This window comes from Streptomyces sp. SID5643 (genome assembly GCF_009872555.1).
In the GTDB taxonomy this organism is placed as follows: Bacteria; Actinomycetota; Actinomycetes; order Streptomycetales; family Streptomycetaceae; genus Streptomyces; species Streptomyces iakyrus.
Genome location: NZ_WWIC01000234.1, coordinates 1 through 18,644, shown reverse-complemented (window position 1 = coordinate 18,644; position 18,644 = coordinate 1). Strand labels below are relative to the sequence as shown.

The following is an 18,644-nucleotide window of genomic DNA, read 5'->3' as shown; positions in this document are numbered from 1 at the left end:
GGGCGGCTGCGGGCCGTCCGTGGTTGTTCGCGCCGTTCCCCGCGCCCCTTAACTCGTGTAGCGCTCGCGGAGTTTGTACTTCAGTACCTTCCGTAGGGTCTCGCCCCGCGGAAGGGCGTCCACCCGTTCCAGCCGTTCCGGCAGCTTGTGCACCGACAGTCCCTCGGCGCGCAGGAAGGCGGTCATGGTGGCGAGCGTCAACGCCTCGGTACCGGAGGGCTGTTCCACCACCGCGCACACCAGCTCCCCGCGCGCCGCGTCCGGCAGCCCGATCACCGCGACGTCCGCGACCGCCGGGTGCCGGTGCAGGAGGTCCTCGATCTCCCGGGCCGAGATGTTCTCGCCCTTGCGGATGATGACGTCCTTGAGCCGGCCGGTGAGGACCAGGTGCCCGGTCTCCGTCAGGTGTCCGAGGTCGCCGGTGCGCAGAAAGCCCTCCTCGTCGAAGGCCTCCGCCGTCTGCCCCGGGTCCAGGTATCCCCGGCACACGGCCTCCCCGCGCAGCCGCACTTCGCCGTCCACGACCCGGATCTCCATCCCCTCCGGAGGGCGCCCCTCGGTCGCCGCCAGCAGCTCGGGAGGGTCGTCCGGGTCGCCCATGGTGATCATCGGCACCTCGGTCATGCCGTATCCGTGGGTGAGCTGCACGCCCATCTCCCGCACCACGGCGTGATACAGCTCCGGCGGCTTGGGCGCCCCGCCGCCCGCCAGCAGCCGCAGCGACGGCACCACCGGCTCTCCCGGCTGCTTGCGCTGCTCCGCCAGGAACATCGAGTAGAACGCCGTCGACCCGCCCGCCATCGTCACGCCGTGCGCACGGTACGCCGCCAGCGCGTCCGGCAGCGCGAACTGCTCGAACAGCACCGCCGGGAAGCCGTACAGCAGCAGCATCACCGTGTAGTCGGGTCCGCCGATGTGGGCGTAGGGGAAGGCGATCGAGCCGACGTCGTCCGCCGAGGGGCGCAGCGCGTGGGCCAGGCAGGAGCCGCCCGCGAGCAGTGAACGGTCCGTGTGCAGGACGCCCTTGGGGTCGGAGGTCGTGCCGGAGGTCCAGTAGATCCAGCGGACGGCGGTGCCGTCGGAGGGCGGGGGAGGCAGGAGGGACGGATCGCCGTCGGGCAGGTCGTCGTAGGCCTCGAAGACGCCCCTCGCACCCAGCCGCCGGGCCATCGCGCCGTGGTCGAAGCCGCGCCAGGCGCCCGGCACCGCGAAGAACTCCGCCTTGGACTCGCGCAGGGCGAAGCCGACCTCGCGGTCCCGGTAGAAGGGGATCACCGGGGTCTGCACGGCGCCGAGACGGGCCAGGGCGAAGGACAGGACGACCGTCTCGATACGGGTGGGCAGCTGCCAGGCGACCACCGTGCCGGGGCGTACGCCCATCCCGTACAGCCCGGCCGCGACCCGCTCGGCACGGGCACGCAGCGCCCCGAAGGTCAGCGGCCGGTCGTCCTGGAGGAAGAGCGTGCGGTCGGGCGTGAGGGCCGCGCGGCGGGTGACCAGGTCCCACAGGGTGCGGGACGAACTCAGGGCGTGCGGGGTCTCGTTCACGACTGCCCCCTGCGGCTTGGCTGACGGGTCGTCAGGTGCGATGCTATCTGACGCTGCATCAGATAAGTACCGTCCGGCGGAGGGGACCCATGGCGACCGAACTGCCCCGCATCATCAGCGTCGACGACCACGTGATCGAGCCCGCCCACCTCTTCGACACCTGGCTGCCGGCCAAGTACCGCGAGCGCGGCCCGAAGCCCCTGACCGCCGGGATCGGTGAACTCGCCTACGTCGGCGGCAAGTACCGGATCACCATGGACCCGGACGGCCAGCCCACCGACTGGTGGGTCTACGAGGACCTCAAGTTCCCGTACAAGCGCAACATCGCCGCCGTCGGCTTCGACCGGGACGCGATGACCCTGGAGGGCATCACCCGCGAGGAGATGCGGCCCGGCTGCTGGGACCCGAAGGAACGCCTGAAGGACATGGACCTCAACCACGTCGAGGCGAGCCTGTGCTTCCCCAGCTTCCCGCGGTTCTGCGGCCAGACCTTCGCCGAGGCGCACGACAAGGAGGTCGCCCTGGCCTGCGTGCGCGCCTACAACGACTGGATGGTCGAGGAGTGGTGCGGCGACAGCGGCGGGCGGCTCATCCCGCTGTGCCTGATCCCGCTGTGGGACATCGGCCTGGCCGTCGCGGAGATCCGCCGCAACGCCGCGCGCGGGGTGCGGGCGGTGACCTTCTCGGAAATCCCCACCCACCTCGGGCTGCCGTCCATCCACTCCGGCTACTGGGACCCGTTCTTCGCGGTCTGCCAGGAGACCGGGACGGTCGTCAACATGCACATCGGGTCCTCGTCCCAGATGCCGGCCGCCTCGCCCGACGCCCCGCCCGCCGTGCAGGCCTCGCTCAGCTTCAACAACGCGATGGCCTCGATGATGGACTTCCTCTTCAGCGGGGTCCTGGTGAAGTTCCCGCGCCTCAAACTCGCCTACTCCGAGGGCCAGATGGGCTGGATCCCGTACGCCCTGGAGCGCGCCGACGACGTCTGGGAGGAGCACCGCGCCTGGGGCGGCGTCCGCGACACGATCCCCGAGCCGCCGTCGACGTACTACTACCGGCAGGTGTTCTGCTGCTTCTTCCGCGACCAGCACGGCGTGGCGTCCATCGACGTGGTCGGCCGGGACAACGCCACCTTCGAGACCGACTACCCGCACGTCGACTCGACCTTCCCGCACACCAAGGAGGTCGCCCTCGACCACGTCAAGGGCCTCGACGACGAGACGGTGTACAAGCTGATGCGCGGCAACGCCATCCGGATGCTGGACCTGGACCTGGACCTCGACCGCTGATGGACCTGTCGTACACGCCCGAGGAGGAGGAGTTCCGGGCCCGGCTGCGGGAATGGCTCGCGCGCACGCTGCCCGGACTCCCGCCCAGGCCGTCCCCCGACGACTGGCCGGGGCGGCGGGCGTACGACCTCGGCTGGCAGCGCAGGCTGTACGAGGCCGGATACGCCGGCGTCCACTGGGACGCCACCCCGAGCGTCCGCCTGATCTTCCTGGAGGAGACCGAGAAGGCCGGAGCGCCCTACGTGGGCGCCAACTTCGTGGGCCTGCTGCACGCCGGGCCGACCATCGCCGCCGAGGGCACGGACGCCCAGCGGGCGCGCTGGCTGCCGCCGATCCTGCGCGGCGAGGAGGTCTGGTGCCAGGGCTTCAGCGAACCGGAGGCCGGATCCGACCTCGCGGCCCTGCGCACCCGCGCGCGGCGCGACGGCGACGACTACGTGGTGACCGGCTCCAAGATCTGGACCTCGCACGCCGAAGTCGCCGACTGGTGCGAGCTGTTGGTCCGCACCGACCCGGCCGCCCCGAAACACCGGGGCATCACCTGGCTCGCCCTGCCCATGGACGCGCCCGGCATCACCGTCCGGCCGCTGCGCACGCTCGCCGGGCCCGCCGAGTTCGCCGAGGTGTTCCTGGACGAGGTGCGGGTGCCGGTGGCCAACCGGGTCGGGGACGAGGACGACGGCTGGCGCGTGACCATGGTGACACTGTCCTTCGAGCGGGGCACGGCCTTCGCGGGTGAGGTCGTCTCCTGCCGCCGGCTCCTCGCCGAACTGGCCGTCGAGGCCCGCAGGAACGGCCGCTGGGACGACCCGGCCCTCAGGCGCCGGCTGGGCAGGCTCAACGCGGAGTTCCGGGCGCTGTGGCGGCTCACGCAGTGGAACGTGAGCGCGGCCGAGGCCTCGGGCGGAGTACCGGGCACGGGCGGCTCGGTCTTCAAGCTCCGCTACTCGCACGCCCGCCAGGAGCTCTACGACGCCGCCGCCGAGGTACTGGGGCCCGACTGTCTCGACCTGGACCGGCCGTGGACCCCCGACCGGCTCTCCGCCCTGGCGTACACCATCGCGGCCGGCACCTCGCAGATCCAGCACAGCATCATCGCCGAGCGCGTCCTCGGCCTGCCGAAGGGACGGTGAGCGCCGTGCGGTTCCGCCTGACGGACGACCAGCGGGCACTGCGGGACGGGGTGCGCGAGGCGCTGGCACGGCGATTCGACGGCCGGGCGCTGCGGGCGGCCGTGGAGGAGGCCGACGGGGGCGGTGCCGCCGGGGTGCGCGATGGAGCCCGTGGCACAGGTGAGGGCCCGGGGCGTTCCGAGTCGGGTGGCGGTGGTGCGGGCGTGGCCCGTGCCGGAGCGGCGCTCGGCGGCAGGGGACATGCGGGGGTGGGGAGTTCCGGGGGCCCGGGCGAGGCCGGCGGGCCGGAGGCGGGGCGTGCGGCCGGGCCGCCGCGGCTCGACCGGGGGCTGTGGCGGGCCCTCGGTGACCTCGGGTTCTTCGCCCTGCGGGTGCCGGAGGCGGACGGCGGGATCGGACTCGGGCTTGCGGAAGCCGTGTTGGTGTTCGAGGAGGCGGGGCGGGCGCTGCTGCCCGGGCCGCTCGTCGCCACCCACCTCGCGGCCGGCGCCGTACCGGGAGCGGCCACCGGGGAGACGGTGGTGGCGGCCGTGGACGGAGGGCTGGTGGAGTGGCTGGCGGAGGCGGACGCCGTACGCGGGGACACCACGGGGGCCGTGCCGCTGCGCTCGCTCGACCCGCTGACGCCCCTGCACCGCGTGCCCGCCGGGCGGCCCGCCCCCGACCCCGTCGCGATCCTGCTCACCGCCGCCGAGCAACTCGGCACGGCCGGCCGCGTCTGTGAACTGGCGGCGCAACACGCCCGGGCGCGCCAACAGTTCGGACGGCCCATCGGTGCCTTCCAGGCGGTGGCGCACCTCTGTGCGGGGATCCTGGTCCGTGCGGAGACGGCCCGCGCCGCGGTGTACGCGGCCGCCGTGACCGCCGACCCGGCCGACATCGCCGCGGCCCGCATCCTCGCCGACGAGGCCGCCGTGCGCGGCGCCCGCGACTGCCTCCAGGTGCACGGCGGGATGGGCTTCACCTGGGAGTCCGAGGTCCATCTGCATCTGAAACGCGCATGGGTTCGAACCCAACGTGCGGGTGGAGTCACGGAGAGTGAGGAGCTGCTCGCGGCGGCTTTGCTCCCCGAGACAGCCTGACGGGCCGTCTGGCTGCGGTATCGCCGATCCCGCTCCCAGGGATGTCATGGATCGTGGCATACCGGAATTACGGAGCGTTGATACCGGCTTGTGTCCTCAGTGTGACTCGTTACGGCCTGGAGTCGATTGCCCGCTCCGGTACCTTGTGTCGAATGCGAGTGGCTCCGAGCGCAGTGCGACCCCGTGGCGCCGCCTGTTCGACTGCCCGCGGCGAGCGTCGCACAGTATGCCGCACGGGTACTCCTTCGCGCTGGAATATGCCCGAAGCGCTTGTTGGCGTGACTGTACGTCAACCATGCTGTCCCACAAGGGATTCACGTTCCGTGATCCTTGTCCCGGCCGTTGTTCTGGCCATGCAGAAAATGGCTACGATCGTGGCCCTCGTGAGGCGCGAGCCTAAGTGTCCGCCGGTTCGGATGGTGTGAGCGGTGCAGGTGCTTCAAGTGCAGCTGGAGATCCGGCCCGACCCCGCAGAAGTGGGGCGGGCCCGGCGGTGGGCCCGCTCCCGCCTGGCCGGGTCCGGCATACAGGCCGACGAACCCCTCGCCGAGACGCTGATCCTGCTCGTCTCCGAACTCGTCACCAACGCCGTGGTGCACACCGGCCGTCCCGCCGTCCTGCGGCTGTCCCTGCCGCACGTGGTGACGGAGGAGGCCACGGTCCGTCTGGAGGTCGCGGACCGCAGCGGCCGGGCCCCCGTGCCCCGGTGTGCCGGCGACGACGCGACCGGCGGTCGGGGTCTGGCGCTCGTCGACGGCCTGGCCGACCGCTGGGGATGGAGCGTCGAGGCCACCGGCAAGCGCATCTGGTGCGAGGTGGACCGGTGCGCGAAGTCCCCGGACCTCGCGGTGTCGTGCGGAGGCGCGGTGGCGTGCGGCGGGGCGGCTTACGAGGGCCTGGCGTACGAGGTGGTGTAGCACCACCGCCCGTTCTGGCGGGTGTGGTGTGCGGCGGCACATGCCGCGGGTTCGTGCGGCGGGGTCGGGGCATGGATGCACGGCGGGCCGGCGGCCTCCGGCAGGGCATGCGGCGATGCGCCGGGACGTGCTTCCGTGCGCGCCTGTGACAAAAGCCCCCTAAGGGACATCTCTCCGAACTCCTGTTGACGCGTCGTGACCGTTTGCTCACGCTGGTGGGCAGCGATTCGCCGTGAGGGGACGACGAGGGCTTCGGTGGACGGCAGCCCTCGGCGAGTGTGAGTCGTGATTCGGCGTCGGCTCCCTTCAGGGGCGGGGAGTCGGGGCGGGAGCGCCGGAGTCGGGTGGCGGCGCGCGCTGCCGTGCTCGGGGCGAGCAGCGCGGCGCCGCCATCCAGCTGCGGCGGATGGCGGCCCGGCCGCGCCGGTCCGCCGGGCGTCCGGTGGAAGGGCCTCGGACCGGCGGCCTACAGGACGGCGACGGGAGCCACCGGCGAGCCGGTCGCCCCGGTGAACGGCTCCGGGGTCGCGGTCAGCAGGAACGCGTACCGCCCCGCTTCTCCACAGGCTGTGGACAACTTTTCGAGATTCCAGTTCTGACCCTGTGGCATGCCCATCTCCACGAGGTCGAGGGCGTGCACCGGCAGCCAGAGGTCCTCCACCTCGGGCGGGAACACCTCGAAGGTGAGGGTGTCGTTGGCGACGGCCGCGACATCGCGCGCGTGGAACCACTCCGGTGTCCGGATCGACAGCCCCGGCGACGGGTACGCGTAGCCGTGCCGGTCCCCGGTCAGGCAGGCCTGGATCTGCCCGGTCCGCACGAGCACGATGTCCCCCGCCCGCACCCGCGTCCCGGCCAGCTCCTCGGCGGCGTCCAGGTCCTCGGGCGTGACGGCGTAGCCGCCGTCGAGCCGGTGCGTGCCGCGGGCCCGGGCGACGTCCAGCAGCACCCCGCGCGAGACGACGTGCCGGACCGTGCCGATGCCGCTGAAGCCGGCGCCGCCGTGAGCGGTGACGGTGTGGGCGGGGCGGCCGTTGTAGAGCCGGCCCGAGTGCGAGACATGGGGCAGGGCGTCCCAGTGGGTGGCCGCCTGGAGGCCCATGGTCACGACGTCGTCGCTGCACGCGACCGTGCCCGGGCCGAAGATCTCCTGGTTGATCTGCACCATGGCGTGCAGGGGGTTGACGCGGCCGGGGATCATGCCGGTCTGCACGCCGTCCTGCTGGAGGGGCAGTGCGAGGGGGACGCGCCGGCCGGTGCGGACGGTCGCCGCGGCCTGCCTGACGACTTCGTCGGTGATCAGGTTCAGGGTGCCGATCTCGTCGTCGGCTCCCCAACGGCCCCAGTTGTTGACGCGCTTGGCGATGTCGTGGAACGCGTCCGGCAGCGACATGAGTCCTCCCCGGGGCTTGTCTTCCCGTATCTGACGGGTCGTAGAATTCGGGAATCGAGAATCTAACGGTCCGTCAGAAACCGTGGGACGGGAAGGGGCCGGGCGTGGGGAACTTCTTGGCAGGCAAGGTCGTCGCCATCACGGGTGCCGGGCGGGGCATCGGCCGCGCGGTGGCGCTCGCGGCGGCGGCCGAAGGGGCGCGGGTCGTCGTCAACGACTACGGCGTCTCGGTGGACGGCGCGTCACCGGCGAGCGAGGTCGCCCAGGCCGTGGTCAAGGAGATCGAGGCCGCGGGCGGGGAGGCGGTCGCCGTCGCCGACGACATCTCCACGATGGCCGGCGGGCAGCGGGTCGTCGACGTGGCACTGGCGTCGTACGGCCGGCTGGACGGTGTGGTCTGCGTGGCCGGGATCCTGCGCGAGCGGATGCTGTTCAACATGACCGAGGAGGAGTGGGACCCGGTCGTCGCGACCCATCTGAAGGGCACGTTCACGGTGTTCCGGGCGGCCTCCGCGGTGATGCGCAAGCAGCGGGCCGGGACGCTGATCGGCTTCACCAGCGGCAACCACCAGGGGTCCGTCTCCCAGGCCAACTACAGCGCCGCGAAAGGCGGGATCATCTCGCTGGTGCGCAGCGCCGCGCTCGGGTTGCACAAGTACGGGGTGACCGCGAACGCGGTGGCGCCCGTCGCGCGGACCCGGATGTCGGCCGGGGTGCCGATGGAACTGGCCGGGATCGGGGAGCCGGAGGACGTCGCCGCACTGGTGGTGTACCTGCTGTCCGACGCCGCCTCCCGGGAGGGGATCACCGGGCAGGTGTACACGGTGGCCGGGGCGAAGATCGCGGTGTGGGCCCAGCCGAGGGAACTGCGGGCGGCGTATGCCCCCGACGGGTGGACGGTGGAACGGATCGCGGAGTTCCTGCCGGGGTCGGTGGGGGTGGATCCGATGCCCTTGCTGGAGCGGGTGGGGGAGATGGAGAGGGCGGCGGGGCGGGGGGAGCGGCCGAACGCCCAGTAGCTCGGGGAGTGGGGTGGATGGGCGGGTGCGGGTGGAGTGCGGCCGTTCGCGCAGTTCCCCGCGCCCCTTAAGGGATTCGCCCCTGCGGCGCCGGTGAGAGGAGCACCCTGATGGACTTCGACTTCGGGCCGGAGGACGACGCGTTTCGCAGCGAAGCTCGTGACTGGCTGGCCACGCACGTCAAGGGCGAGACCCGCCGCCGCACTTGGGAACGGACTCTCGGTGCGGCCGGGTGGATCGGGCTCGGGTGGGACGGGGACGGGTACGGAAATCGCCGGGCCACCCTCACCCAGCAGGTCGTCTGGGCCGAGGAGTACGTGCGGTCGGCGGCGCCCCCGCGCTCCGGGCACATCGGGGAGAACCTGCTCGCGCCCACGCTCCTCGCCCACGGCACCGAGGAGCAGAAGTCGCGGTTCCTGCCGCCGATCGCCGCCGGCGAGGAGCTCTGGTGCCAGGGCTACAGCGAACCCGGCGCCGGATCGGACCTGGCCGGGATCCGTACCGCGGCCGTGCGCGAACCGGACGGCCGTACGTACCGCGTCACCGGGCAGAAGATCTGGACGTCGCTCGCGCACGAGGCGGACTGGTGTTTCGTGCTGGCCAGGACCGGACCCGGATCGGTACGGCACCACGGGCTGACCTTCCTCCTCGTCCCCATGGACCAGCCCGGCCGGATCGAGGTCCGCCCCATCCGCCAGATGACGGGCACCAGCGACTTCAACGAGGTCTTCTTCGACGGCGCGCGCGCCGAGCACGTCGTCGGTGGCGAGGGGAACGGCTGGCGCGTCGCCATGAGCCTGCTCGGCTTCGAACGCGGGGTCTCCACGCTGGCCCAGCAGATCGGGTTCGCCGAGGAACTGGCGGGCGTGGTGCGCGCGGCCGTCGCGTCGGGCGCGGTGCACGACCCCCTCGTACGGGAACGGCTCGTGCGGCAGTGGGCCGAACTGCGGACGATGCGCTGGAACGCCCTGCGCACGCTGGGGGGTTCCGGTGACGCGGGTGCCCCGAGCGTGGCCAAGCTGCTGTGGGCCGGCTGGCACCAGCGGCTCGGGGAGCTGGCGGTGCTGGTGCGGGGCGCGGGGGCTGCCGTGGGCCCCGCCGACTGGTCGGCCTCCGAGCCGTACGAACTGGACGCCTTCCAGCACCTGTTCCTCTTCTCCCGGGCCGACACGATCTACGGCGGCTCGGACCAGATCCAGCGCACGATCATCGCCGAGCGCGTGCTCGGCCTGCCCAGGGAGCCCAAGGGGGCCGTGTGATGCGAGGCGTGATCTTCGACGGGAAGCAGGTCCGGGTCGTGACGGACCTGGAGGTGCGCGAGCCGGGGCCGGGTGAGGTGCGGGTCGCGATCTCGGCGGCCGGGCTGTGTCACAGTGATCTGTCGGTGGTGGACGGGACCATACCGTTCCCCGTGCCTGTGGTGCTGGGCCATGAGGGGGCCGGGGTCGTGGAGGCGGTGGGTGGGGGCGTCACCCATGTCGCGCCCGGTGACCATGTGGCGCTTTCCACCCTGGCGAACTGCGGCACGTGCGCCGAGTGCGACCGGGGCCGGCCGACCATGTGCCGGCAGGCCATCGGACGCCCGGGCCGGCCCTTCCGCCACGACGGCTCGCCGGTGCACCAGTTCGCGTCGAACTCGGCGTTCGCCGAGCGCACGGTCGTCAAGGCCGTCCAGGCGGTCCGCATCCCCGACGACATCCCGATGGCCTCGGCGGCGCTCATCGGGTGCGGGGTGCTGACCGGGGTGGGCGCCGTGCTGAACCGGGCGCGGGTGGACCGCGGCGACAGCGTCCTGGTCATCGGGACCGGCGGCATCGGCCTGAACGTGCTCCAGGGGGCCCGGCTCGCGGGCGCCGGGCGGATCGTGGCCGTCGACGCCAACCCGGCGAAGGAAGAGGCGGCACGCCGGTTCGGCGCGACCGACTTCCTGACGTCCACCGAGGGCGTGCGCGAGCTGCTGCCCACGGGCGTGGACCACGCCTTCGAGTGCGTCGGCCGCGTCGAGCTGATCCGGCGGGCCATCGACTCCCTGGACCGGCACGGCCAGGCGATCCTGCTCGGGGTCCCGCCCGCCACGGCCGAGGCGTCCTTCCGCGTCTCCTCGCTGTACCTCGACAAGTCCGTCCTGGGCTGCCGCTACGGCTCCTCCCGCCCCCAGCGGGACATCGCCCTGTACGCCGGGCTGTACCGCCGGGGGCGCCTCCTGCTCGACGAACTGGTCACCCGGACCTACCCGGTGGAGGACTTCGAGAAGGCGGCGGCGGACGCGGAGGCGGGGCGGGTGGCGCGGGCGGTGCTCACCTTCTGAGGGCGGTGGTCACCTTTTGAGGGCGGTCCTCACCTTCTGAGGGCGGCGGTTTCCTTCTCCGCACGGAAGGTGCGCCGGTAGGCGGTGGGCGTGATGGCCGGGGCTGACGCCGCTCTCCTCGCGGAAGCGGCGTACCCGGCCGTCCCACGTCAGCACCGCTGTAACGTTGTCCGCAGACGACCGGAGGAATCCAGTGACGAGATCCTTGCACTTCAGTTGGGAACTGAGCGGCTCCGGCTGGGCGACGTGCAGGATTTGGGACGGCTCGACGAAGCACCGGGACAGCGTCAGCTACTGCACCAACGCGCTCGCCGACTTGCTGAAAGGCGTGACGGGCCTCTACGGCCCCCATGACATCCAGCGGTTCTCGTTCGACCTCGAACCGGCGGAGGCGCGGTGGATTCTTCGTCGCCGAAAGAGCGACGTGCACCTCACGATCCGACGTTTCCCGGACATGTCGACGAGCTTCGACGCACCGGACGAGAAGGGCACCCTCGTGTGGACGTCCACACGTCCTCGCACCTCCCTGGCACATGCGGTCCTGATGGCTGCCGAAAAGGTGCGGCGAACCCACGGTGAGGACGGCTACCTCCAGAAGTGGCAGCTGCACGCCTTCCCCACCACCGAACTGGAAACCCTTCGGCACCTGCACCTGGCAGCGGATGACTGCGCTCTCCAGCACTGAACCAACGGCGCCTCACGGCGCTGGAGACGACGAAGCCCCGCCTCGGGCGAGAGCGGGGCGCGAGTCGAACGGGGCTGGCTACGTGTCGGGTTCTTGTCGGCCGGCTCCCGGGGCACGCGTACGTGCTTCTGTCCGCAGCGGTAGACCGGCGTCCCTCGGTACATGCCGCCTCGCACGGTCTCCCCGCAGCGCTCACACGTAGCCAGTCCGGCGAGCTGCGTCTGAGGGGCCGAGCCCGGGACGCGCTGCTGGTCGGTCTCGGCTCCGGCTCCATGGCGCCGGCCTTCGCGGCGACCGTCACCAACCGCTGGTTCACCGCACGGCGCGGCCTGGTCAGCGGCTGTCAGCCCTCGATCCGCCGCGCGCGGCTCGCCCGGGCGGTGTTGCGGATCCTCTTCGTCCGGCCGCCCTCGGCGAGGACATCGAGGACATCGAGGACACCGAGGGCGTCGGGGCGGCCCGCTCCGGTCGCCGCCTTGAGCTGGAGCCAGTCCGACGACGCCAGCAAGTCCTCCGGGCGCCACGGCAGTCGGAGGGCGATCGCTCGGAACAGGGACCACTCCTCCAGTCGCCGGACCAGGAAGGGCCGTCCGGTCACCACCCGCGTCACGGCCGCCGCCCACTCCTCCCAGGCGGGTTCCGGCCACAGCTGTGCGGCCCGGCGGTCGAGGTGCCGCACCACGGCAGCCTCGGCCATCACCCGGTCCGGGTCGCCGAGGACCCTGCCGACCAGCGCCGTCTCGTCCGCTTCGCCGACCTGTTCCAGCTCGGCCAGGTACGCGGCGAAGCGGGCGTGCTCGGCGGGTTCCCGCCGGCTGTCCTCGGTGTTCACGGCTCTGCCTCCCTGGTCCGACGCGGCGCTCCGCCCGGTCGGCCTCTTCTGAACGCGACCACCGCACTGCCTCGGAAGGTGAGTTGATGACACTCGGCATGGTCCTCGGTGACGTGATCGTCGTGACGTCGCGCGTTCGCTCACGTTCGGTCTTCCGAGGAGTCTGCCGTGTCCACCATCCACTGGGTCGAAGCTCGACCCCGTTCCGCCCGCCGGCACTCTGAGTCCGCACTGCCGCTGCCCCGCCGGGTGGTCGTCGCCGACGACGGGATGCGGGCCGCCGTCGCCCACCGGCTGGCCTGTGAGGGCACCGCGCTGCTGTGGCGCGGGGACTTCCACAACGCCCGTCAACTGCTGCGCGCCATGGACCGCCGTGTCGGGCGGAGCGCGCCCGATGGCGGGGGCCCTCCGGCCGAGGTGTTCCATGCGCAACGCCGCTTCCGTGCCCACCGCGCCCGCGTGCTCGGCAAGCTGCTCGTCCTGCTGGAGGACGACCACACCCTGGCGCTGCGCCGCGCCCCGGATGTGCGCCGGGCGTGCGACGAGGCCTACGGGGCGCCGTCCGGAGGGCCGGTCGCCGTCGCCCTCACGGAACTGCTGGGTGTGATCGGCGCCCGGGAGTGGCGGGAGAAGGGCGTGCACGTACCGGCCCTGGGCGCGCGGATCCACCCGCACTACGGGGTGTTCGCGCCGACCAGGAGCGAGTACGTCGATCTCGTCGCCCGGGCTCCCCTGCCGTGCGGCGGTGCCGTGCGGACAGCGTTCGACCTGGGCACCGGCACCGGCGTGCTCGCCGCCGTGCCGGCCCGGCGCGGAGTGGGGCAGATGGTGGCCACGGACGTCAGCGCCCGGGCACGGGAGTGCGCCCGGACGAACCTGCGGCGGCTGGGGCTCGCGAGGACGGTCCGCGTGACCGGGCCAGGCCTGTTCCCCGAGGGGCGGGCCGGCCTCGTCGTCTGCAACCCGCCCTGGGTTCCCGCCCGGCCCGCCTCCGACCTCGATCTCGGGGTCTACGACGCGGGCGGTGGCATGCTGCGCGGCTTCCTGGGCGGGCTCGCCGGCCGGCTGGAACCCGGCGGTGAGGGCTGGCTCGTCCTGTCCGACCTCGCCGAACGGCTCGGGCTGCGCTGCCGGGAGGAGCTGATGGCCGCCGTGGCGGAGGCCGGGTTACGGGTCGTCGGCCGGACGGACACGCGGCCGCGGCACGCACGCGTGCGGGACACCGGCGATCCGCTGCACGCCGTACGGGCCGCCGAGGTCACCTCGCTGTGGCGGCTGGCGGCGGCGTGAACTCTCTACGGGTGCGCCGGCCGGGTGAAGCGCCCCCGGTGGAAGAGCAGCGGTTCGGACGGATCGTCCGCCGTGCCGAGGGAGTTCACCCGGCCGACCACGATGAGGTGGTCGCCGCCGGTGTGGACGGCGTGGATCGCGCAGTCGATCCACGCCACGGCGCCCGCCAGCCGGGGCGAGCCCGACACCGGCGCGGCGTCATAGGCCACGCCCGCGAACTTGTCCGCCCCGCTCACCGCGAAGGCGCGGCACAACTCGCCCTGGGCGGCGCCCAGGACGTTCACGCAGAACGCCCCGGCGCGGGCGATCCGCGGCCACGTCGACGACGTACGGCCGACCATGAAGGCCACCAGGGGCGGGGCGAGGGAGAGGGACGTGAAGGACTGGCAGGCGAAGCCGGCGGGGGAGCCGCCGTCGGCGGCGGGCGGTGCGGTGACGACCGCCACGCCCGTCGCGAAGGTGCCGAGGACGCGCCGGAACTCACGCGGGTCGAGTGGTGCGCGCTCGTCCTCGGCGACGCAGCGCAGATCGGGGCGCGGCAGCGCTTCGACGGGCTCCGGGGCGGGTGTGCGGTTCGACCTGAGGTAGCGGACGGCGGCCTCCGCCATCCCTGCTTGTCCCATCACATCCGTCATTGAAGCTGACGGTCCGTCAGATAGGAAGGGTCAGCGTCCCTCGAACTCCGCGCTCCGCCGCTCCACGAAGCTCCGTACGCCCTCCCGGGCGTCCGCCGTCGTCATGTTGATCTCCTGCGCGGCGGCCTCGGCGGCGAAGGCGGCGGCGCGGTCGGTGTCGAGGGAGGCGTTGACGAGCTGCTTGGTCAGGGCGAGAGCCCGGGTCGGACCGGAGGCGAGGCGCTCGGCCCACGCACGCGCCGTCTTCTCCAGCTCCTCGTCGCGGACGACCCGGTTGACGAGCCCGAGGCGTTCGGCGTCCGGTGCGGTGAGCGCGTCGCCGAAGAACATCAGCTCCTTCGCACGCTGCGGGCCGACGAGGCGGGGCAGGAGGTAGGCGCCGCCGCCGTCGGGGACCAGTCCGCGGCGTACGAACACCTCGATGAAGCGGGCGGATTCGGCCGCGAGGACCAGATCGCAGGCGAACGCCAGCTGTGCGCCGAGGCCGGCCGCCGTGCCGTTCACCGCCGCGATCACCGGCTTCTCACAGTCGAGCACGGCGCCGATCAGCCGCTGGGCGCCGGTGCGGAGGGTGCGGGCGACATCGCCCGCGAGGCGTTCGCCGGACGTCCCGGTGCCCCGGAGGTCCGCTCCGGCGCAGAAGCCGCGGCCCGACCCGGTGATCACGACGGCCCGCACGGCGGGGGCCGCCGACGCCTCGGACAGCAGCCGGACGATCTCGTCCCGCTGGTCCGGCGTGAGGGCGTTGAGCGCCTCGGGCCGATTGAGGGTGAGGGTGAGGACCTGGCCGGCCGTCGCGTGCAGCACTGCCGTCATCAGCGGCACACCGCCAGTGCGTCCAGCGCCACCGCGCCCTGCCCCTGCGGCAGGACCATCAGCGGGTTGATGTCCAACTCGGCGAGCTGGCCGCCCAGTTCCAGGGCCATGCGCTGCACGCGCAGGACGACCTCGACCAGCGCGTCCTGGTCCGCCGCCGGCCGCCCCCGGACGCCGTCGAGCAGGGCCCGCCCGCGCAGCCCGGCGAGCATGCCGCGCGCCTGCTCCTCCCCGAAGGGCGGCACCCCGACGGCGGTGTCGCGCAGCACCTCGACGAGCACGCCGCCGAGTCCGACGGTCACGGTCGGTCCGAAGAGGTCGTCGTGGGCCACACCGACGACCATCTCGACGCCCTGCTCCACCATCTGGCAGACCAGGACGCCGTCCAGGGCGACGTCCTCGTAGCGGGCGATGTCGGTCAGCTCCCGGTAGGCGTCGCGGACCTGGCTGGCCGAGGTCAACCCGACCTTCACCAGGCCCAGTTCGGTCTTGTGGGCGATCCGGGCGCCGGAGGCCTTCATCACCACCGGGTAGCCCACGAGTCCGGCCGCGCGGACGGCCGCCGCCGCGCTGGTCACCAGCTGCTCGCGCGGGACGCGGATGCCGTACGCCCGCAGCAGCTGCTTCGCCGCGTGCTCGCTGAGTTGCCGGCCGGGCTGCATCAGGGCCTGCGCCTTGCGGTAGGACGGCGACGGGGTGCGCGGGGCCTCGTCGAAGGGGGAGCGGTAGCCGGCCGTGAAGCGGTGGTGGGCGAGGTAGGCGCGGACGGCGGTGAGGCAGTTGCCGACCGTGCGGAACGTGGCCACGCGGGACGAGCCGAGCAGGACCTCGCGGTAGGCGGGCTCGGTGCCGACCGGTGAGCCCCACACCACGCAGACCAGCTTGTCGGTCTGCTCGGCCGCGTCCACCAGGTCCCGGACGAGCCGGTCGCTGAGCGGCGGGAACGGCCCGGTGACCGGGCAGATCAGCACGCCGACCGCCGGATCGCCGAGGATCGCGTCGATGATCTTCCGGCCGCGTTCGTCCCCCACCGGATGCCCGCCGTTGTCGACCGGGTTGGCGACGCTCAGGTACTCGGGTATCCACTGGTGCAGCTCGGCCTGCCTCGCCTCGGACAGCACCGGCAGGCTCAGGCCCGCGGCGGTCGCCAGGTCGGCGACGTGTGCGCCGGTGCCGCCCGAGATCGAGTAGACGACGACCCCGTCCGCGCGCGGCGGCCGGGCCCGGGCCAGCAGGGCTGCCGTGTCCTGGAGTTCGTCCAGCCCGTCGACCCTGATCACGCCGTACTGGCGCAGCGCCGCGTCCACCACGGCGTCCGCGCCGGTGAGTTTGCCGGTGTGGGAGGCGGCCGTGCGGGCGCCGGTCTCGGTACGGCCCACCTTGACGGCCACGACCGGGACTCCGCGCCGGGCGGCCCGGTCGGCGGCGAGCAGGAAGGAGCGGCCGTCCTTCAGGCCCTCCAGGTAGCAGGCGATGGCGCCGACCTCGGGCTGCTCGGCGAACCAGGAGAGGAAGGCGGCGCTGTCCAGGTCGGCCTCGTTGCCGGTCGGTGCCCAGTGCGAGAGGCGGATGCCGAGCTCCTGGAGGGCGAAGACCGGGCGGCCCTGGTGGCCGGACTGGGTGATCAGCGCGATCGCCGGCCCCTGGAGGTCGTCGCGGAACCGCTCGAAGGCGTTGAGGTTGGTGTTGGGCCCCAGCAGCCGCAGCCCCGACTGCTCGACGGCGGCGGCCAGTCGCCGCTGGGCGGCCTCGCCCTCCGGCCCGGTCTCGGCGAACCCGGAGGCGAAGACGACCGCGAACCGCGTCTTGGCCTCGGCCAGTTCCTCGATCACCGGGAGGGGGTCGCCGACCAGCACCACGGCCAGATCGACCTGCTCGGGCAGGCCGGCGACGGACGGGGAGCAGGGGATGCCGAAGACGGACGGACGGCTGGGATGCACCGGGTGGAGCCGGGCACCGACCCGCTCCGCCCAGTCGACGAGTTGCCGCGTGATGCCGGTGTTGGGGCGGCCCTCGGCGTCCGAGGCGCCGATCACGGCGACGGACCGGGGGCGGAAGAAGCGGTCCAGGTCGGGTACGGCGGCGTGCAGCGGCCGACCGCTGACGTCCAGGTCGCCGTCCTGGGCGGGCCTGCCGTGCACGACGGGCCCGGACCGCTCGCCACAGGCGATGGCCCGGGCCCGTCGGGAGTCGGTGGTGAGGGTGCCGTGGGTCGATCCAAGCATCGTTTCCGCCCGCTCCTGTGAGACAGCCGCTAACTGACGCTCTGTCAGATTACTGAACTGATGTGACGTCAGGAACGGTGTGTGCGGGCAAAGTTGCCGGATCCGTCGAACCGGGGTCTCAGCCCGGCAGGCGGGACACGCTCCCGGGGCCGTTGCGTGCGACCGCCTTGGCGATCTTCACCGCGTCCAGTGCCATCTCGCGGAGGTTGCCGCTGATCGGGTTGGTGAAGCCGGTGAAGTACAGGCCGGGGGCGGCGGGCGGGGTGCGGGCGCCGTGCACGACGGGCCTGCCGCGGTCGTCGAGCACGTCGAGGTGACCGACCAGGCCCTCCAGGGCACGGACGTAGCCGGTGGCGGCGATCACGACGTCGGGGGAGATCCGGGTGCCGTCGGCCAGGGCGATCTTGCCGCCGTCCTCGAAACCGTCCACGGCGGCCACGATCTCCACCCTGCCCTTGCGCACGGCGTCGATCAGGCCGACGTCCTGCACCGGGACGGCCCCCTCCTTCACCCGCGTGTACAGCCCGGTGTCCGGACGCGGCAGCCCGTGCGCCGACAGGTCCGGCAGGGCCACCCTGGCCTGCACCCGGGAGATCCGGTCGACCAGGCCGACCGGCAGCCGGCGGACCAGGACGCCGCTGTACTGGGCGGCCCAGCCGGCGGTGGAACGGCGCACGATGTGGGGGACCGTGCGCACGGCGAGCCGGACCCGGGAGGCGCCGCTCTCCACCAGGTCGACGGCGATCTCGGCGCCGGTGTTGCCGACCCCGACGACGAGGACGTCCCGGCCGGCGTAGGGCGTACCGCTGCGGTACTCGCGGGCGTGCAGGAACTCGCCGGTGAAGGCGGACCGGCCGGGCCAGTCCGGCACGCGCGGGGTGTGGTTGTAGCCGGTGGCGACGACCACCGCCGCGCCGGTCAGTTCCCGGCCGCCGGTGGCGTGCAGCAGCCAGCCCGTGCCGTCGGGGGTGCGCTCGACGCGGGACACCTCGACGCCGGTGACGATTTCGAGGCGGTGGTGCTCGGCGTACTTCTCCAGGTACCGCACCACGTCGTCCCGGGACACCCACCGCCCGAACCGGCGCGGCATCGGCAGCCCGGGCAGGGCCGAGAGCCGCCGGGTGGTGTGCAGGTGCAGCCGGTCGTAGTGGCGGCGCCACGACGCCCCGACGCGGTCGGACTTCTCCAGGACGACGGCCCGTATGCCCCGGGCGCGCAGCGCGTACGCGACGGCGAGCCCTCCGGGGCCGCCGCCGATGACGTAGACGGGGCGGTCGGGTGGGGGCTGTGCGGAGGCGTGTGTGGGGGGTGTGGAGTCGGCCATGAGCGGGAGCGTAATCACGGGACCGGTTGATGGGTCTCGGTCAAGACCGGAATTGGTTTCGGATTGATCACGGCTGTGAGGGGAGGGGGTGGGGCTCGCGGTGTGGCGGGTCCGGTTGTGGCGGGGTGGTGATCGTTCCTGGCGG

Annotated in this window: 16 protein-coding genes; 9 read left to right on the top strand and 7 right to left on the bottom strand. The window is 72.9% G+C overall.

What is annotated here, in order from left to right; translation table 11 throughout:
* Positions 1 to 48: 48 nt before the first annotated feature.
* The gene (locus tag GTY56_RS26165) at positions 49 to 1,548 is read right to left on the bottom strand and encodes an AMP-binding protein (RefSeq protein WP_161367773.1); all 1,500 of its coding nucleotides are present in this window, start codon (positions 1,546 to 1,548) and stop codon (positions 49 to 51) included.
* A gap of 89 nt (positions 1,549 to 1,637) precedes the next feature.
* Here GTY56_RS26165 and GTY56_RS26160 point away from each other — a divergent pair, with 89 nt between their 5' ends.
* The 4 genes from GTY56_RS26160 to GTY56_RS26145 all read left to right on the top strand — a co-directional run bounded on the left by GTY56_RS26160 (position 1,638) and on the right by GTY56_RS26145 (position 5,972).
* Positions 1,638 to 2,840 (top strand): amidohydrolase family protein, encoded by a 1,203-nt coding sequence (locus GTY56_RS26160; RefSeq protein WP_161367772.1) that lies wholly within the window; start codon positions 1,638 to 1,640, stop codon positions 2,838 to 2,840.
* The gene (locus GTY56_RS26155) at positions 2,840 to 3,973 is read left to right on the top strand and encodes an acyl-CoA dehydrogenase family protein (RefSeq protein ID WP_161367771.1); all 1,134 of its coding nucleotides are present in this window, start codon (positions 2,840 to 2,842) and stop codon (positions 3,971 to 3,973) included. Before GTY56_RS26160 ends, GTY56_RS26155 begins: the two co-directional genes overlap by 1 nt.
* A 5-nt stretch (positions 3,974 to 3,978) precedes the next feature.
* On the top strand, positions 3,979 to 5,055 hold the full coding sequence (locus GTY56_RS26150; RefSeq protein ID WP_524540147.1) for an acyl-CoA dehydrogenase family protein: 1,077 nt from the start codon (positions 3,979 to 3,981) through the stop codon (positions 5,053 to 5,055).
* Positions 5,056 to 5,498: 443 nt separating this feature from the next.
* Positions 5,499 to 5,972, top strand: coding sequence for an ATP-binding protein (locus tag GTY56_RS26145; RefSeq protein ID WP_161367776.1), 474 nt, complete (start codon positions 5,499 to 5,501; stop codon positions 5,970 to 5,972).
* A 466-nt stretch (positions 5,973 to 6,438) separates the two neighbouring features.
* Here the strand turns inward: GTY56_RS26145 and GTY56_RS26140 are convergent, their stop codons facing one another.
* Complete coding sequence (locus tag GTY56_RS26140; RefSeq protein WP_161367770.1) at positions 6,439 to 7,365, bottom strand: cyclase family protein; 927 nt, start codon at positions 7,363 to 7,365, stop codon at positions 6,439 to 6,441.
* 104 nt (positions 7,366 to 7,469) lie between these two features.
* Here GTY56_RS26140 and GTY56_RS26135 point away from each other — a divergent pair, with 104 nt between their 5' ends.
* From GTY56_RS26135 to GTY56_RS26120, 4 genes are all read left to right on the top strand, one after another.
* The gene (locus tag GTY56_RS26135; protein WP_161367769.1) at positions 7,470 to 8,384 is read left to right on the top strand and encodes an SDR family NAD(P)-dependent oxidoreductase; all 915 of its coding nucleotides are present in this window, start codon (positions 7,470 to 7,472) and stop codon (positions 8,382 to 8,384) included.
* A gap of 110 nt (positions 8,385 to 8,494) precedes the next feature.
* The gene (locus GTY56_RS26130) at positions 8,495 to 9,643 is read left to right on the top strand and encodes an acyl-CoA dehydrogenase family protein (RefSeq protein WP_161367768.1); all 1,149 of its coding nucleotides are present in this window, start codon (positions 8,495 to 8,497) and stop codon (positions 9,641 to 9,643) included.
* Positions 9,643 to 10,692, top strand: a complete 1,050-nt coding sequence (locus tag GTY56_RS26125) for a Zn-dependent alcohol dehydrogenase (protein WP_161367767.1) — start codon at positions 9,643 to 9,645, stop codon at positions 10,690 to 10,692. Before GTY56_RS26130 ends, GTY56_RS26125 begins: the two co-directional genes overlap by 1 nt.
* Positions 10,693 to 10,858: 166 nt before the next feature.
* On the top strand, positions 10,859 to 11,377 hold the full coding sequence (locus GTY56_RS26120; protein WP_202510750.1) for a hypothetical protein: 519 nt from the start codon (positions 10,859 to 10,861) through the stop codon (positions 11,375 to 11,377).
* Between the two features lie 343 nt (positions 11,378 to 11,720).
* Here the strand turns inward: GTY56_RS26120 and GTY56_RS26115 are convergent, their stop codons facing one another.
* A complete protein-coding gene (locus GTY56_RS26115) occupies positions 11,721 to 12,209 on the bottom strand; it encodes a hypothetical protein (RefSeq protein ID WP_161367766.1) in 489 nt (162 codons plus the stop codon).
* Between the two features lie 168 nt (positions 12,210 to 12,377).
* On the opposite strand from GTY56_RS26115, the gene GTY56_RS26110 reads away from it, so the two are divergent.
* Positions 12,378 to 13,499 carry a methyltransferase gene (locus GTY56_RS26110; protein ID WP_161367765.1) on the top strand — a complete coding sequence of 374 codons (1,122 nt, stop codon included), beginning with the start codon at positions 12,378 to 12,380 and terminating at the stop codon, positions 13,497 to 13,499.
* A gap of 5 nt (positions 13,500 to 13,504) precedes the next feature.
* On the opposite strand, the gene GTY56_RS26105 is transcribed toward GTY56_RS26110, so the two are convergent.
* From GTY56_RS26105 to GTY56_RS26090, 4 genes are all read right to left on the bottom strand, one after another.
* Complete coding sequence (locus GTY56_RS26105) at positions 13,505 to 14,122, bottom strand: flavin reductase family protein (RefSeq protein ID WP_237525039.1); 618 nt, start codon at positions 14,120 to 14,122, stop codon at positions 13,505 to 13,507.
* Between the two features lie 42 nt (positions 14,123 to 14,164).
* Positions 14,165 to 14,950 carry an enoyl-CoA hydratase/isomerase family protein gene (locus GTY56_RS26100; RefSeq protein ID WP_161367764.1) on the bottom strand — a complete coding sequence of 262 codons (786 nt, stop codon included), beginning with the start codon at positions 14,948 to 14,950 and terminating at the stop codon, positions 14,165 to 14,167.
* Positions 14,950 to 17,175 carry an acetate--CoA ligase family protein gene (locus tag GTY56_RS26095; RefSeq protein WP_161367763.1) on the bottom strand — a complete coding sequence of 742 codons (2,226 nt, stop codon included), beginning with the start codon at positions 17,173 to 17,175 and terminating at the stop codon, positions 14,950 to 14,952. The genes GTY56_RS26100 and GTY56_RS26095 overlap by 1 nt, the downstream gene beginning before the upstream one ends.
* Positions 17,176 to 17,293: 118 nt before the next feature.
* Positions 17,294 to 18,499 carry a flavin-containing monooxygenase gene (locus GTY56_RS26090; RefSeq protein ID WP_161367762.1) on the bottom strand — a complete coding sequence of 402 codons (1,206 nt, stop codon included), beginning with the start codon at positions 18,497 to 18,499 and terminating at the stop codon, positions 17,294 to 17,296.
* Positions 18,500 to 18,644 lie beyond the last annotated feature (145 nt).